Source organism: Actinomadura rudentiformis (genome assembly GCF_008923185.1).
GTDB lineage: Bacteria > Actinomycetota > Actinomycetes > Streptosporangiales > Streptosporangiaceae > Spirillospora > Spirillospora rudentiformis.
This window is the reverse complement of sequence record NZ_WBMT01000028.1, coordinates 88,741-101,694: the sequence shown is the minus strand read 5'-3', so window position 1 is coordinate 101,694 and position 12,954 is coordinate 88,741. Positions and strand designations below refer to the sequence as shown.

13 protein-coding genes are annotated in these 12,954 nt (G+C 67.8%); 7 read left to right on the top strand and 6 right to left on the bottom strand.

The window, feature by feature from the left end; genetic code table 11:
* Positions 1–70: 70 nt before the first annotated feature.
* The 3 genes from F8566_RS43865 to F8566_RS43855 all read right to left on the bottom strand — a co-directional run bounded on the left by F8566_RS43865 (position 71) and on the right by F8566_RS43855 (position 3,897).
* Positions 71–274, bottom strand: a complete 204-nt coding sequence (locus F8566_RS43865) for a hypothetical protein (RefSeq protein WP_151569317.1) — start codon at positions 272–274, stop codon at positions 71–73.
* 263 nt (positions 275–537) lie between these two features.
* Positions 538–1,920, bottom strand: coding sequence for a hypothetical protein (locus F8566_RS43860; protein ID WP_151569315.1), 1,383 nt, complete (start codon positions 1,918–1,920; stop codon positions 538–540).
* 645 nt (positions 1,921–2,565) lie between these two features.
* The gene (locus F8566_RS43855; RefSeq protein ID WP_192810176.1) at positions 2,566–3,897 is read right to left on the bottom strand and encodes a hypothetical protein; all 1,332 of its coding nucleotides are present in this window, start codon (positions 3,895–3,897) and stop codon (positions 2,566–2,568) included.
* A gap of 420 nt (positions 3,898–4,317) precedes the next feature.
* On the opposite strand from F8566_RS43855, the gene F8566_RS52490 reads away from it, so the two are divergent.
* Positions 4,318–4,440: a hypothetical protein gene (locus F8566_RS52490; protein WP_264159534.1), complete on the top strand. Its 123-nt coding sequence runs from the start codon at positions 4,318–4,320 to the stop codon at positions 4,438–4,440.
* A 65-nt stretch (positions 4,441–4,505) separates the two neighbouring features.
* Here F8566_RS52490 and F8566_RS43850 read toward each other — a convergent pair whose 3' ends face one another.
* Complete coding sequence (locus tag F8566_RS43850; protein WP_151569311.1) at positions 4,506–4,721, bottom strand: hypothetical protein; 216 nt, start codon at positions 4,719–4,721, stop codon at positions 4,506–4,508.
* 123 nt (positions 4,722–4,844) lie between these two features.
* Here F8566_RS43850 and F8566_RS50545 point away from each other — a divergent pair, with 123 nt between their 5' ends.
* The 4 genes from F8566_RS50545 to F8566_RS43835 all read left to right on the top strand — a co-directional run bounded on the left by F8566_RS50545 (position 4,845) and on the right by F8566_RS43835 (position 7,754).
* Positions 4,845–4,982: a hypothetical protein gene (locus F8566_RS50545; RefSeq protein WP_192810175.1), complete on the top strand. Its 138-nt coding sequence runs from the start codon at positions 4,845–4,847 to the stop codon at positions 4,980–4,982.
* A gap of 123 nt (positions 4,983–5,105) precedes the next feature.
* Positions 5,106–5,429, top strand: a complete 324-nt coding sequence (locus tag F8566_RS43845) for a hypothetical protein (protein ID WP_151569309.1) — start codon at positions 5,106–5,108, stop codon at positions 5,427–5,429.
* Positions 5,430–5,502: 73 nt separating this feature from the next.
* Positions 5,503–6,762, top strand: coding sequence for a metal-dependent hydrolase family protein (locus tag F8566_RS43840; protein WP_151569307.1), 1,260 nt, complete (start codon positions 5,503–5,505; stop codon positions 6,760–6,762).
* Positions 6,763–6,941: 179 nt separating this feature from the next.
* Complete coding sequence (locus F8566_RS43835; RefSeq protein WP_151569305.1) at positions 6,942–7,754, top strand: SAM-dependent methyltransferase; 813 nt, start codon at positions 6,942–6,944, stop codon at positions 7,752–7,754.
* A gap of 166 nt (positions 7,755–7,920) precedes the next feature.
* Here the strand turns inward: F8566_RS43835 and F8566_RS43830 are convergent, their stop codons facing one another.
* On the bottom strand, positions 7,921–9,279 hold the full coding sequence (locus tag F8566_RS43830; protein WP_151569303.1) for a DUF2079 domain-containing protein: 1,359 nt from the start codon (positions 9,277–9,279) through the stop codon (positions 7,921–7,923).
* A 115-nt stretch (positions 9,280–9,394) separates the two neighbouring features.
* Between F8566_RS43830 and F8566_RS43825 the strand changes: the two genes are divergently transcribed.
* Both F8566_RS43825 and F8566_RS43820 read left to right on the top strand, forming a co-directional pair.
* Positions 9,395–10,072, top strand: a complete 678-nt coding sequence (locus tag F8566_RS43825) for a response regulator transcription factor (protein WP_151569301.1) — start codon at positions 9,395–9,397, stop codon at positions 10,070–10,072.
* Positions 10,065–11,621 (top strand): sensor histidine kinase, encoded by a 1,557-nt coding sequence (locus tag F8566_RS43820; RefSeq protein WP_151569299.1) that lies wholly within the window; start codon positions 10,065–10,067, stop codon positions 11,619–11,621. Before F8566_RS43825 ends, F8566_RS43820 begins: the two co-directional genes overlap by 8 nt.
* Here F8566_RS43820 and F8566_RS43815 read toward each other — a convergent pair.
* Positions 11,618–12,706, bottom strand: coding sequence for a serine hydrolase domain-containing protein (locus tag F8566_RS43815; RefSeq protein ID WP_192810174.1), 1,089 nt, complete (start codon positions 12,704–12,706; stop codon positions 11,618–11,620). The genes F8566_RS43820 and F8566_RS43815 overlap by 4 nt on opposite strands.
* Positions 12,707–12,954: the final 248 nt, after the last annotated feature.

Genomic DNA, 12,954 nt, shown 5'->3' with positions numbered 1-12,954 from the left:
CGGCGCCATCCGACAACGCGCGGATGGCACCGGAACGGCCACCTACAATAAGGAGGGAAGGAGTTCTGAATTAGCAGTCGCGACCTGTTGTGTTGCACCCGCACTTGTGGCCGCTGATGCAGTCGTAATAACGGTAACCTTCGACGGGGCGCGGGCCCATCAGCACGCAACAACGCTCGTATTGGCAGCCACAGCGATTTGCCGCCGCGGCCACTGCGTTGGGGACCAGCCGTCCGAGCAGCTTGTCACTGATCCGGTTGACCGTCGAGATCATCGACGCCTCCTTTGCCGTTGTGCCGGCTCGTGCGATTGCCACTCCATGGAGTGATCGCCCCTAGAGTTCGGCTCGCCACCAGGGAAAGTCAATGCCGCTCCGGTGAGGCGCTATCACGTAGGGTAACCGTCACTGGTAACACACCGTGAAAGCCAGAGGAACGATCCAATTACTGACCGGATCCGGCCATTACCTTCGGCGCCCGTAATTAACGACACTAATCGGTTTGCGCAGATGGCTAATGATTTCGGAGAAGATCTGGCTCAGAAGAATGTGAGCAGGGTGGCGGCCAGCACCAAACCCAGATATCCCGGCCAGTAGACCAGCTTCGGCAGCAGGTTGGCGCCCCAGGTGAGGGCGCGCATCCGAATATTGGCGGTCAGCATCATCGCGTTCAGCGACACAAAAAGGATCATGAAGTACAGCGCGTAGGAGAAGTACTCCAGATACACCGTGCCCTTTGCCTCCGTCGCCTCGCGGATCGCGTTCTGGTCGAACACGATCACCAGCAGCATGCCGACCGCGAAGCTCATCACCTGGAAGGTGGTGAAGCCGACGATCTCCCGGCGCTCCTCGTCGATGGTGATCAGGAACATCGTGGAGAACACGACCAGGGCGATGAAGGACCAGCGGATGAGCGGACCATAGAGCGGTCCTTGCGGGTCGCGCTTGAGCCCGAGGTTGAAATACAGCTCCGGCGTGTTGCTGTTGCTGATGCCCGTCGGCTTGGCGAAGCCGAAGTTGGTCGTGTACGGATTGTTAAGGTAGCTGTAGGCGGTGAAGCCCGGATTCCACTCGCCGTAGACCATCTTCGCGTCCATCGCCGTCATGTTGCGGATCTTCCACGGCGGGTATCCCGCGAAGTCGGGGGTGAGGACGACCCGCTGCTGGAAGTCCATGCCCCACATCCGCAGCCAGACATTCTGCTTGTCGAGCGGATAGCTGCCGTAGTCGAACAGCTGCCGGAACTCAGCGTTGAAGTACCACCCCATGAGCGTGTGGTCGCCCTCGTCATACTGGTAGACGAGCTTCTCAGTGGCGGCGTAGGCGTCGCCGGCCTCAGGGAAGACCACTCCCGGCTTGACCCGCGCCTCCCGGGGAATCCACTGCCAGACATAGCCGGAGAGCATGACGTTGCTGGCGCCTTTGAACTCCACCGACTGAATGAAGACCCCGGTCGGCACCTTGGTGTAGCCGGCACCACGCTGCGGCAGATGCTCGGTGAGAAAGCGCTGGGCGGCCTGGTCGTTCGTCACCACGCTGCCGACCGCGTTCTGTTCGGCCCCTTTGCCGTAGACCATCGTCCAGGAGAAGGCGATGCCCGCCAGGCACAGCAGCGAGGTGAACGCGCTCACAAAGCCGAGCCGCATGCGGACACTGCGGCTGTCCGCGCGGTCCAGGGGCTTCAGGATCTCCAGAGCGAGCAGCGTCAGGAAGATGATGGTGGCGAACGTGAGCGAGGAGAAGTAGTGCGGATCGTCGTAGTTCAACGTCAGCCCGCCACGCGACAGGTAATTGAACAGCGACCACGCCATCCAGCCCGTGACCGGCACCAAGAGGACGCGCACCGAAATCTTCAAACGGCGCGACCAGCGCTCACCGGTCACAGCGCTCAGCGAGTCTCCGTCCCAGTCACGCTCGGCCACGACAACTCCTATACGCTCCGTTGTCGTAGCAATACCCAGAGTAGTGAACGATAGACCGCATGTTGGGCATCTCGTTACGGTCTCCAGCGCACTGGCGAATGCAGCCGCGCCAGGCACAGACCACAGAAGCACCGACCGCAGGCGCATAGACCGCCGACCGCACAGGCACACGCCTCACGGACGCAGGCCGCACGGACGCAAGCCGCACAGGCGGCTGCACAAGCACAGAGCGCAGGCCGCACGGACGCAGCCGCACGGACGCAGGCCGCAGGCCGGACGGACGCAGGCCGCAGGCCGGACGGACGCAGGCCGCAGGCCGGACGGACGCAGGCCGCAGGCCGAGCAGGCGCAGACCGCAGGCCCAGGCAGGAGCCAGACCGAGCACGCCGCAGGCCGGGCACGCTGCAGGCCGGGCAGGAGCCAGACCAAGCGCGCCGCAGACCGGGCACGTCGCAGGCCCGGGCGGGCACAGGCCACAGGCCCGCGCGGGCGGGCAGGCCGCAGGTCCGGGCGGCGGGCAGGCCGCAGGTCCGGGCGGGGGGCAGGCCGCAGGCCCGGGCAGGAGCCAGCCGGAAGGGGCACCGGCAGAACGCTGGTAGAGAGAGGCTGAACCCGCGCCGGAAACCGGGCTTGATGTTTGTGGGTCTAGTTCGGCGTTGGTGTGCTGTGGGTGTCTTCGTTCCGCTGGGCGATGAGGAATCGCGCGGCGGCCAGGAACGCGACGAGTAGGGCCACCACAAACAACAGCGCGGACGAAGAACCCATGTGGTGTGCCGCGTTGAGGTAGCTCGGCTCGGGTTGACCGTCGTTGAGCTGGGTCAGAGTGAGCGCTTCGCGGCCGCCGACGGCCAGGCCGCCGACGATGGGGCCGAGCACGGCCGGCAGTGCGCCGGACTTCGTCGCGGACGGTGCCGATGCGGCGACCGTGCAGGTCACCGTGGCAACGAGCAGCGCCAGCAGCAGGCCTGCCGGGATCCAGCGGGCCTGCGTGACCACCTTTTCGGGGACACCACCGGTCGCCGCAACGAGCACGAGGACGCCGAGGCCGCTGACCACCGTTCCGGCCATAGCAAGGACCGACCGCCAACGAGTCATCCCGGCGGCGATGCCGGCGGCCAATCCCGCCAGGGCCACCAGCACCGCGAAGGTTCGATGCGACGCCACCCCCGACAACCCCAGGAGCATCGGTGCTGCCACACCCGCCTGCACCATCGCCGCTGTGAGCGCGGCGACTCCGGCCCACATTCCCGCCAACGCTGCGCTCAGGGCCGCGATGATCAAGGTGGCGAGGCCAAGGACTCCGACCATGACGTACGAGCGGCGTGCCAGAGAGTTGCCGGAGACTTCCAGAAGCTTCGCCACCCGTTCAAGCGTCACCACCGCGGGCAGGAAGGCGACCAGGGTCGCCAGCACCCCCGCCAGCGCGACCCGGACTCCTATCCGCCGCCCTGGCTTACCGCGCAGCCGTGCCACCGCGACGATTCCTCCGGCCACAGCCGCCGCGCTCAGGGCCAATTGCAGACTGTCGGGTCGCCATGGGCGACTGAGCCAGCCGGCACCGACGAAGGTCGCGCCGACGAGTCCGGCTCCGGCTGCGCAGCCGGCCAGCGCGGCTCCGGCACCCGGGGCGCCGGCATCCATGAGTTCCTGGGCCGCAGCCAGAACCGCCACGAGCACCAACGCCGCACCGGCCAGCCCAAGGTGCGCCACCATCGGACGCGATTGCAGCACGTCCAGATACGGCGTCGCCGCAGCAGGCGCCGTCAGCACCGAGCCGGCCAACAACAACCATGGCCACCAACGGATCAACATCAGCCCGGCGATGACCGCGACCACCGGCAACCCGGCGGCCAGGTAGGCATCGCCGTTCCACGACGTGCCCACTTCCCGTGTGGCGATCACGCGAGGCACCACGCCGCTCCCCGCAGCGGCATTGGCCAGCACACCGAGCCCAGGCGCCGTCGCCACCAGGAGCAACCAGTGCCGTCTCGATGATGCCGTCCGCTCACGCCCGTCCTGATCGACCATGGAGGCGAGGTTGGCACAAGTGTCACTGCTCAGACTTGAGCAAAAGTACTCATTTCGAGCTCCGAGCACGGGTGGTCCCGGCGGCGCGCATCGTGGCGCTGGCGCTGGCGCTGCACGGCATCGAGTCTTACGCGGCCTAGGTGGCTCAGCGAGCTCGGGTGCTTTGGCGGCTCAGTGGGCTTGGGCACTTGGGCACTTGGGCGGCTCAGCGGCTTAAGGGGCTTAGGCGCGCCTGCGACTGCTTAGGGCGCCTAAGGCGGTCTAAGGCGCCTAGATAGGGCGTCGTCCCGATGTGGGGGGTGGGGCCTTAGCGCGAATCTTTAGATGTCGGGCCGAACGGGTCGGCCGGACGGAAACAAGGAGATCGCGATGATGCACCACGACGTCACCAAGGCCGTCGCTGCCGACCGCGTACGCCGGCTGCGCGCCGAGGCCAAGGCCGACCGCCGCGCCGCCAAGGCCGACCGCGCCGCCAAGGCCCGCAAGCGGTGACCGCACAGGACCGGCGGCCGTCGACCGAGCCGCCGCCTGGTTGTCGCACCGTCCAGAGACCCCCGTCACGCGTGACGGGGGTCTTCGCTTTGTGCGCGGGGCCTCTGCCAGAGATATTGCTGGGCGTACGAACGCCACGGCCGCCAGCGCTCGGGGGCCGTTTCCGAGAGGAAGATGTCGGGGTCGCCGAGCACCCGCATGCGGATCAGCGAAACCACCAGCTTGTCGACTCCGGGCAGGTGTTCGCCGAGGTCCTTCCGGTCAATGGCCTCCTCGGTCAACGCCTGCAGCTTATGGATCAGTGAAGGCTCCAGGTCGGCCGAGGCCAGCGCGTCGAGGTCCGGGAACGTGTGGGGTGATGGTGCCGGAGGGGGCTGGGAGCGGGCGGCCGTGCGTGGCGATCAGTGTGGAGGAGCACGCTGCTGCGCGATCGGGTGCTGGTGACGACCACCGTCGCGTTCATGGCTTCCAACATCGCAGAGGGAATGTTGCTGGTCGTCGGGCCTTGGTTGGCCAAGACCCAACTGCCGGGCGGGCCGTAGACGCTCGGACTGCTCTTCGCGGCGCTGTCGGTCGGCGAACTCCTCGGCGCGCTGGCCGCGGGCGCGATACGTCCACGCGTCGATCTCCTGACCGCCATCGCGACTGTCCAGATCGTCGCCACCTTGGGCTTCCTCGGGATCCTGGCCGCCCCCGCCTCGTTCGGCGTGGGCGCCGGGTTCATGGTCATCGGCTTGTTCAGCGCGCCGATGACGGTGTGGGCGCAGACTCTGCGCATGGAACGTGTCCCCGCCCATGAACGCGGCAGAGCGTTCGCGACCCTCCGCACCTTGATGCAGGCGACCCCTCCCATCGGCGCCGTCCTGGCGGCGCCGCTGCTGAACGCGGAGCTCGTCGGCGTGTCCGCGTTCAGCATGACCTTGCTTGCGGGCTTGCCTGCCCTCGCGCTCCTCCTTCCCTTCAGTCGCGGGCCTCAGCGAGCCACCTAGCGCTTGCTTTAGTTGCTCGGTAGCCTCCTTGGAGTCCGGCTTCGGAAAGTCTCCGGCTGCGAAAGCAGGTCTCATGAGCCGTCTCGTACTCACCGGCGCGAACCTGATCGACGGACTGAACCCTCCTCGTCCCGGCAGCACCGTCGTGGTCGAGAACGGTCGTTTCAGCGAGGTCGTCCAAGGCCCGGCGGCCGCGAGGGCGGTGACCGCGGCGCCCGACGACGAGGTCGTCGACCTGGGCGGACGTACGGTCATGCCCGGAATGGTCCTCTGCCACTACCACTCCACGTACGACAACCTCGGCCCATCGCCCGTCCCCATCGGCCTCGACCACGCGCCGCCCTACCAGGCCCTGATCGCCGCGCGTAACCTGCGCACGGCGCTGGAATGCGGCTTCACCAGCGTGGTCAGCGCCGGGGCGGCGAACGACGTCGACGCCTCCCTCCACCGGGCCATCCGTGACGGACTGGTCGAGGGCCCGCGCTTCCTGCCGGGCAGCCGGGAGATCAGCACGACCGGGTTCGGCAACGACATGACGCCCTACCACTGGGACCTCCGGGCGCTGGGCGGCATGCGAACCTGCGACGGGGCCGACGAGTTCCGCAAGGGCATCCGCGAGGAGATCAAGCGCGGCGCGAAGGTCATCAAGCTCTTCGTCACCGGCGGGCACGGGGTCATGCGGTCCAAGGACTTCGAGGAGATGAGCCGCGAGGAGCTCGCGGCCGCCATCGAGACCGGCCACGGACGCGGCGTGCTGGTGCGCGGGCACATCGTCGGCAAGCAGGCCATCCTCGCGGCGGCCCGGCTGGGCATCGACATCATCGACCATGGCGACGACATGGACGAGGAGTGCGTCGAACTGCTGGCCGAGACGGGCACGTCGGTCGCGCCGAGCATCCACTTCACCGAGGTGATGCGCGACGTCGTGCCCGGGTGGGGTTCGATCGCATCGCGCGTCCACCTGGGCGAGGGGCGGCCGTACGAGATGCTCACCCACGCCGACAAGGCCGGGGTCAACATGGTGATCGGCGACGACTACGGCGCCCAGGGCCTGCCGCACGGCTCGTACGCCAAGGAGCTCGAGACCTACGTGACCAAGGCCGGCATCGCGCCGATCGACGTGCTGCGCTGGGCGACCGTCAACGGCGCCAAGCTGATGCGCAGAGAACACGACCTGGGCACGATCGAGGCCGGCAAGATCGCCGACTTCCTCGTGGTCGACGGCGACCCGGCGGCCGACATCACGGTCCTGCAGAACCCGTCCGCGATCGCCGTCATGACCGGCGGACGACTGCGTTCCGGCACGCTTCCATCCCGGGCCGACACCCCCTGAGCCCTTACAGGTAAGGCGTTTGGTGCCTCCTTGGAACACCGCGAACGCGTTCGGTGAAAATCCAGCCGGTGTTCATTACAGATCGTCAATTTCCGCCACCATGGTCCACTACGAGACGTACGATCACCCCCACATCCCTGGACCGCACACTCCCCAGCCGACAGGACGGTGCACCGCCCATGACCACCGGCGACCCCTCGACGGCCTCCTCCCGCATCGACATGACCCGCCCCCACTCGGCGCGGGTGTGGGACTACTGGCTGGGCGGCAAGGACAACTTCGAGGTCGACCGCGAGCTCGGCGAGCAGATCGCCGGGATGTTCCCGCACGTGGTGGCGACCGCGCGCGGTGACCGTGAATTCATGCACCGCACCACGCGGTACCTGGCAACCGAGGCGGGCATCGACCAGTTCCTCGACATCGGCACCGGGCTGCCGACGCCGCCGAACCTGCACCAGGTCGCACAGGAGATCAACCCGAAGGCCCGGGTCGTGTACGTGGACAACGACCCGATCGTGCTCGTCCACGCCCGCGCGCTGCTCAACTCGACACCCGAGGGCTCCTGCGACTACCTGGACGCGGACCTGCGCGAGCCGAGCCGCATCCTGCGGGAGGCCGGCACGACGCTCGACCTCGACCGCCCGGTCGCCATCACGCTGATGAGCGTGCTGCATTTCGTGGCCGACCTCGAAGACGTCGTGTCGATCCTGCAGCGCCTGCTGAACGCCGTGCCCTCCGGCAGTTACCTGGCGCTGACGCACAGCACCGACGAGATCGGCGGCCCGGCCGTCAAGAGGGCCTTCGAGATGTGGAACGCGACGGCGCATCCCAAGGCACAGCCGCGCACCCGGTCGGAGGTCACCGGCCTCTTCGACGGTCTCGAGCTCCTTGACCCCGGTGTGGTCTCCCCGCCTCTCTGGCGGCCGCCGCTGGACGTCGAGACCGAGCCTGAGCCGGTGCCCCTGTGGGCTGGGGTAGCCCGCAAGCCCTGACACCCGGCGCTAGACCAGGCGTCAGACCCGGCGCTACGTCCGGCACTGGACCAGGCGCTACGTCCCGCGCTGGACCAGGCGCTATGTCCGGTGCTCGACCAGGTGTCAGACCTGACGCTATGTCCGATGCTGGGAGCGGGCGTTACGTCCGGCATCAGACCAGCCGTTACGTCCGGCGGTAGATGACGACGCCGCCGCCTCGTTCGACGACGCGGTAACCCAGTTGCGGCAGCCTTGCGATGGTCGCGGCGTCCGCTGGCGACGGGCTTGGGAACGGACGCGAGGTGGCGACGGCGACCCACTCGGTCAGCGGCCAGAACGGGCTCGGAACGATCAGCCGGAACACCCTGCAGCGACGGGTGAGCTGGGGCGCCAGACGGTTCGACGTGGCGACGTCGGCTCCGTCAGGGATGACATCGAGGATGTCGCGCGCGGGGCCGAAGCGTTCCGTCCCCTGCCAGTCACCGGCATCGAGAAGGCGCGTCAGGGGCAGGCCCCCGAACATGGTGACGGCGAGGGCGAACGCGAGGATCGCTGTGGGCGCCGACTTCCGTACGACGCGGGTCACCGCCGTCTTGGAGGTGTGCAGCCTTCGCAGCCCGTCGAGGGCGGCGATGAAGACGATGGGCATGAGCACCGCGCTGTAGTGGAACCCCGTTCCCCAGTACGCAGGATTGCTCGTCCAGAAGCGCGCGGCGACGTACGGGACCGCGATGAGGAGCAGCGGAGACCTCAGGGCCAGTAGCAACGTCGGAGCGACGAGCGCCAGCAGCGTCCAGCCCTTCACGCCCATCGGGGTGAGGAGTGTGGCCATGCCCGAGCCGGAGGCCGTCTTGGCGTACGGGTAGACCTGCCCCGGGCTGAACGCGGGAATGATGACGAAGACCGTCAGAAAGCCCGTGACCACCGCCACGGTGACGATCAACAGACCGAGCCGGCGACTTCCTGCGCAGAGGACATAACCGCCGACCGCCGCCAAGATGAGCGCCTGGTCCTCCTTCACCAGGAGCAGAGGCAGGGCCCAGCACGCAGCCGCCGACCAGCGCCGGTGCACCAGGCGCTCCATGCTGTACGCGACCAAGGGCACCGCGAACGCGATCTCGTGGAAGTCGAACGCCGCGGCCTGCTGGATTCCCCACGACAGGCCGTACCCGAGGCCGATGCAGACCCCTGCGCGGCGGCCGAGGAATTCCATGGCGAGCCGTGTCACCGGCACCGCCGACAACGCCAGCAGAATTCCTTGCGTTACCAGCAGTGTGATCGGGCCTGGAAAGATCCGGTAGAACGGCGCCAGCAGTACGAGAACGGGATGGAAATGGTCGCCAAGCACATTGAACGCAGGGCCTTTGAGCTCGGCGATGGGTGCCCGCAGCTGCGCGTACGCGCGTACCGCCTGCTCGAAGATGCCGAGGTCGTACCCGGCTGTCCGCATCGTGTGGTGCCGGTTGACCGCCATTGCCGAATAAGCGGCGAAGAGCGCCGCCGCCACCACCCATGCCGCACGGTCTGGCCGCCGAAAAAGCATGGAGCACAGATTTGCGACCACACACTGAATGCACGCTTAAGCGACCTGAATCCCCGCTTAAGCCACCTGAAGCCGGTTTCAGGAACGAACGACACAGCGTCGCCATAATGGCCCAATGCGATTGCTGCTGATCGAGGACGAGGAACGTTTCGCGGCCACGCTGAGCCACGGCCTCCGGGCCGACGGCTACGCGGTCGATGTCGCCCACGACGGCAGGCATGGCCTCGACCTCGCGCGCACGCACCCGTACGCGGCAGTGATCCTTGACATCATGCTGCCGGGGCTGAACGGCTACGCCGTCTGCGCCGAGCTGCGACGCGGCGGCTCGACCGTGCCGATCCTCATGCTGACGGCCAAGAACGGCGAGTACGACGAGGCCGAGGCCCTGGACACCGGCGCCGACGACTACATCTCCAAGCCGTTCTCGTACGTCGTGCTCGTCGCGCGGCTGCGCGCGCTGCTCCGGCGCGGCGGAGCGACCAGGCCGGTCGCGCTCACGGTCGGCGACCTGTGGCTGGACCCGGCGGCGCGCAGATGCCGCCGCGGCACCACGGACGTGACATTGACGGCCAAGCAGTTCGCCGTCCTCGAATGCCTCGCGCGACGACCGGACGAGGTGGTGACCAAGATCGAGATCCTGGACGAGGTCTGGGACCAGCAATTCGAGGGCGACGTCAACATCGTCGAGGTCTACGTACGCGCGCTCCGCCGGAAACTCGACCTCCCGTTCGGCCGCGCCTCGATCCAGACCGTGCGCGGCGCGGGATACCGGCTGGTGGCCACCGATGCCTAGACCGCCGACCCGCATCCGCCTGAGCCGCATCCGCTTGAACCGTCTCCGCCTGAGCCGATTCCGGCAAAGCCGACTCGGCCTCGGCAGCCTCGGCAGGCTCGGCTTTGGTCGGCTCCGCTCTGTCCGCGCGAGGGCCGCGGTCGCGGCGGCGCTGGCGACGCTCCTCGTCTTCGGCGTGGGCGGCTGGTGGCTACGCGACGTGATCCGCGACCAGTGGGCGGACGAGGCGCTGAAGCAGGCCACTCGTGACACGTTCACGTTCACGTCGGCCGCAGAGACCGGAAAACGCGCGGATGTGCTTCACCATGCAGGCTTCATCGTGGTGTTGGAAAACGGGCAGTGGTTCATTCCCATGGGAAGCTCTCCCGGTGAACAGGTCGTGGAGCCGCCGGAACTTCTGCCGCCGGCCGAGGGCCTGCATCCCGACACCAGGTGGCACACCCGGGCCATCCCCATGCCGGAGGCACTCTCAGGCTTCGTTTCGGCGTATCTCGTGAACGGCGACGTTGACGGCCTCGGCGAAGCAACCTCCCCGACGAAACCAACTCATACGTTCGTGGTCGGAGTCACCGACGTTCTCCCGGCAAGCCACGTCCGCACGTTCACCGGGCTGAAGGATGCGCCCGCGCAGAGGCTGACCGTTTATTGGCCGGTCCCCACCGAACGCACCGAGACGGCCGTCGCCACCATCGACCGGTTCTTCATGTGGGCGCTGCCGGTCGCGGTGGTCTTCGTCGGGGTGGTCGCCTGGGTGGTCACCGGACGCGCGCTGCGTCCCGTCGACGCCATCCGCGCGAAGATGAACGAGATCGGCGCCCGCGCGACCGACCAGCGGGTGCCCGTACCGGCCGGCAGCATCGAGATCGCGAGGCTCGCCCGGGCCACCAATGAGACCCTTGACCGGCTCGAACACGCGCTCGTCCGGCAACGGCGGTTCGTCGCCGACGCGTCACACGAACTCCGCTCACCGCTGGCCGGGCTCCGCAGTGCCCTGGAGATCCCGCTCGTTCACCCGGACGAGGCGAACTGGCAGACCGTCGTCTCGACCGCGCTGGCCGACACCATCCGCCTCCAGACACTCACTGACGACCTCCTGCTGCTGGCCTCGGACGCGCGGGGGCCGTCCGAAGCCGGCGAACGCACCGACCTGGCCGACCTCGTCGAAGAACTCGCCGCCGAACGCGGACCGACGTTCACCGTCACCACCACCGGACCCGCCATCGTCGCCGGGAGCGAGGTGCGGCTCGGCCGGATCATCCGCAACCTCTTCGACAACGCCGCCCGCTACGCCCGTACGGAGGTCGTCGCCACGGTGACGACAGACGCCCAGACAGTCACCTTGACGGTCACGGACGACGGACCCGGCATCCCCGGGCCCGACCGCGAACGGATCTTCGACCGCTTCGTCCGTCTCGACGCCGCGCGGGCACGGGCGACGGGTGGCGCCGGGCTCGGCCTGACCATCGTCCGCGAAATCGTCGAAGGCCTCGGCGGCACTGTGCATGCCGCAGAAGGCTCCCGGTTCGTCGTCCGTCTACCCGCCGCCTAGCCGCAGAAGGCGATCTCCGCGGCCTTGTCCAGATCGGCCCTGAACTTCGGATCGGCCTCGAGCGCGGCACTGCTGTCGTTGTAGGTGATCACAGCCTGACGCTTGCCGTCGGCGCTGGTGTACGTCCAGGTGCCGTAGCCAGGGAAGCCACCGTCGTGCCCCCACGCGATGCCGCACGAGAACCGGGTCTTCACAACACCAAGGCCGTAGTCCTGCATGACGTCGCCATCCACAATCGGCCGGGTGGCCGTCATCTCACGCTGCAGACGCTTGGGAAGCAGCCGTCCGGTGAAGAGCGCCCGGTGGAATTTCGCGACATCGTCCACGGTCGAGATCACACCGCCGGACGCCCACGCGCTCGACGGGCTGATCTCGGTGCTGACGTCGCCGTATTCGTCCATGTAGCCGTGCACGTAGGGCCCCGGGAACGAACGGTCGACGGCCAGCGAGGTGTGGCGCAACCCCAGCGGCCGGAAGATCCGTCGCTGGAACTCGCCACCGAGCGAACGACCCGCCGCCTTCTCAATGATCATTCCGGCGAGGATGTAGTTGGTGTTGGAGTAGGTGCCCTCGGCGATCGGCGGAGTCTCCAGCGCCATGTCGACCAGTTCCTGCGGCTTCCATTCACGCCGGGGATCGCTCCAGACCCGCGGATCCAGCGAGTAGTCCTTCAACCCGCTGGTATGCCCGAGCAACTCCCGAATAGTGATCTTCGATCCGTTGTGGCCGTTGCGCGCCACCGAGCCGGGCAACCACTTGTCGACCGTGTCGTCGAGGGAGACACGACGTTCGGCGACCATCTGCAGCAGGACCGTACTGGTGAACGTCTTCGTGACGCTGGCAATCCGGAACCTCAGCCGCGCGTCCATCCGCTGCCCGGTCGCCTTGTCGGCAACGCCTGCGGTGACGTGCGTGACCTGCCGACCACGACGGCTAAGAACGATCACGCCAGGCTGCCCATCAGCCACAAGCCGTCCCGCCGCCACCCGAAGCCTCCCGACAGAGCTCTCCGCAGCCGCAATCCCAGCACCAGCGACTCCGCCGGTTGCAGACGCGCCGGTGGCGGACACGCCGGAGCCGGACACGGCACCGGTGAGGGACCCGCCAACAGCAGACGCGCCAATGGTGGACGCAGCGGCGGCGGACGGGCCTGCGGCAGACGCGCCAGAGGACGACGCGCGGATGGCAGACGCTCCAGCGGCAGACGCGCCGGTGACCGATGCACGGGTGGCGGACGCAGTACCGGCGAGGGACTCACCAGCGGCGGACACTCCAATGGCGGATGCAGCGGCGGCGGACGAGCGGGCGGCGGACGCTCCAGAGGATGACGCGC

Coding starts and splice junctions, on each gene's coding strand:
- F8566_RS43840 (WP_151569307.1), top strand. CDS start 5,503: ATGAGCCGTCTCGTACTCACCGGCGCGAACCTGATCGACGGACTGAAC.
- F8566_RS43830 (WP_151569303.1), bottom strand. CDS start 9,279: ATGCTTTTTCGGCGGCCAGACCGTGCGGCATGGGTGGTGGCGGCGGCG.
- F8566_RS52490 (WP_264159534.1), top strand. CDS start 4,318: ATGATGCACCACGACGTCACCAAGGCCGTCGCTGCCGACCGCGTACGC.
- F8566_RS43835 (WP_151569305.1), top strand. CDS start 6,942: ATGACCACCGGCGACCCCTCGACGGCCTCCTCCCGCATCGACATGACC.
- F8566_RS43865 (WP_151569317.1), bottom strand. CDS start 274: ATGATCTCGACGGTCAACCGGATCAGTGACAAGCTGCTCGGACGGCTG.
- F8566_RS43825 (WP_151569301.1), top strand. CDS start 9,395: ATGCGATTGCTGCTGATCGAGGACGAGGAACGTTTCGCGGCCACGCTG.
- F8566_RS43820 (WP_151569299.1), top strand. CDS start 10,065: ATGCCTAGACCGCCGACCCGCATCCGCCTGAGCCGCATCCGCTTGAAC.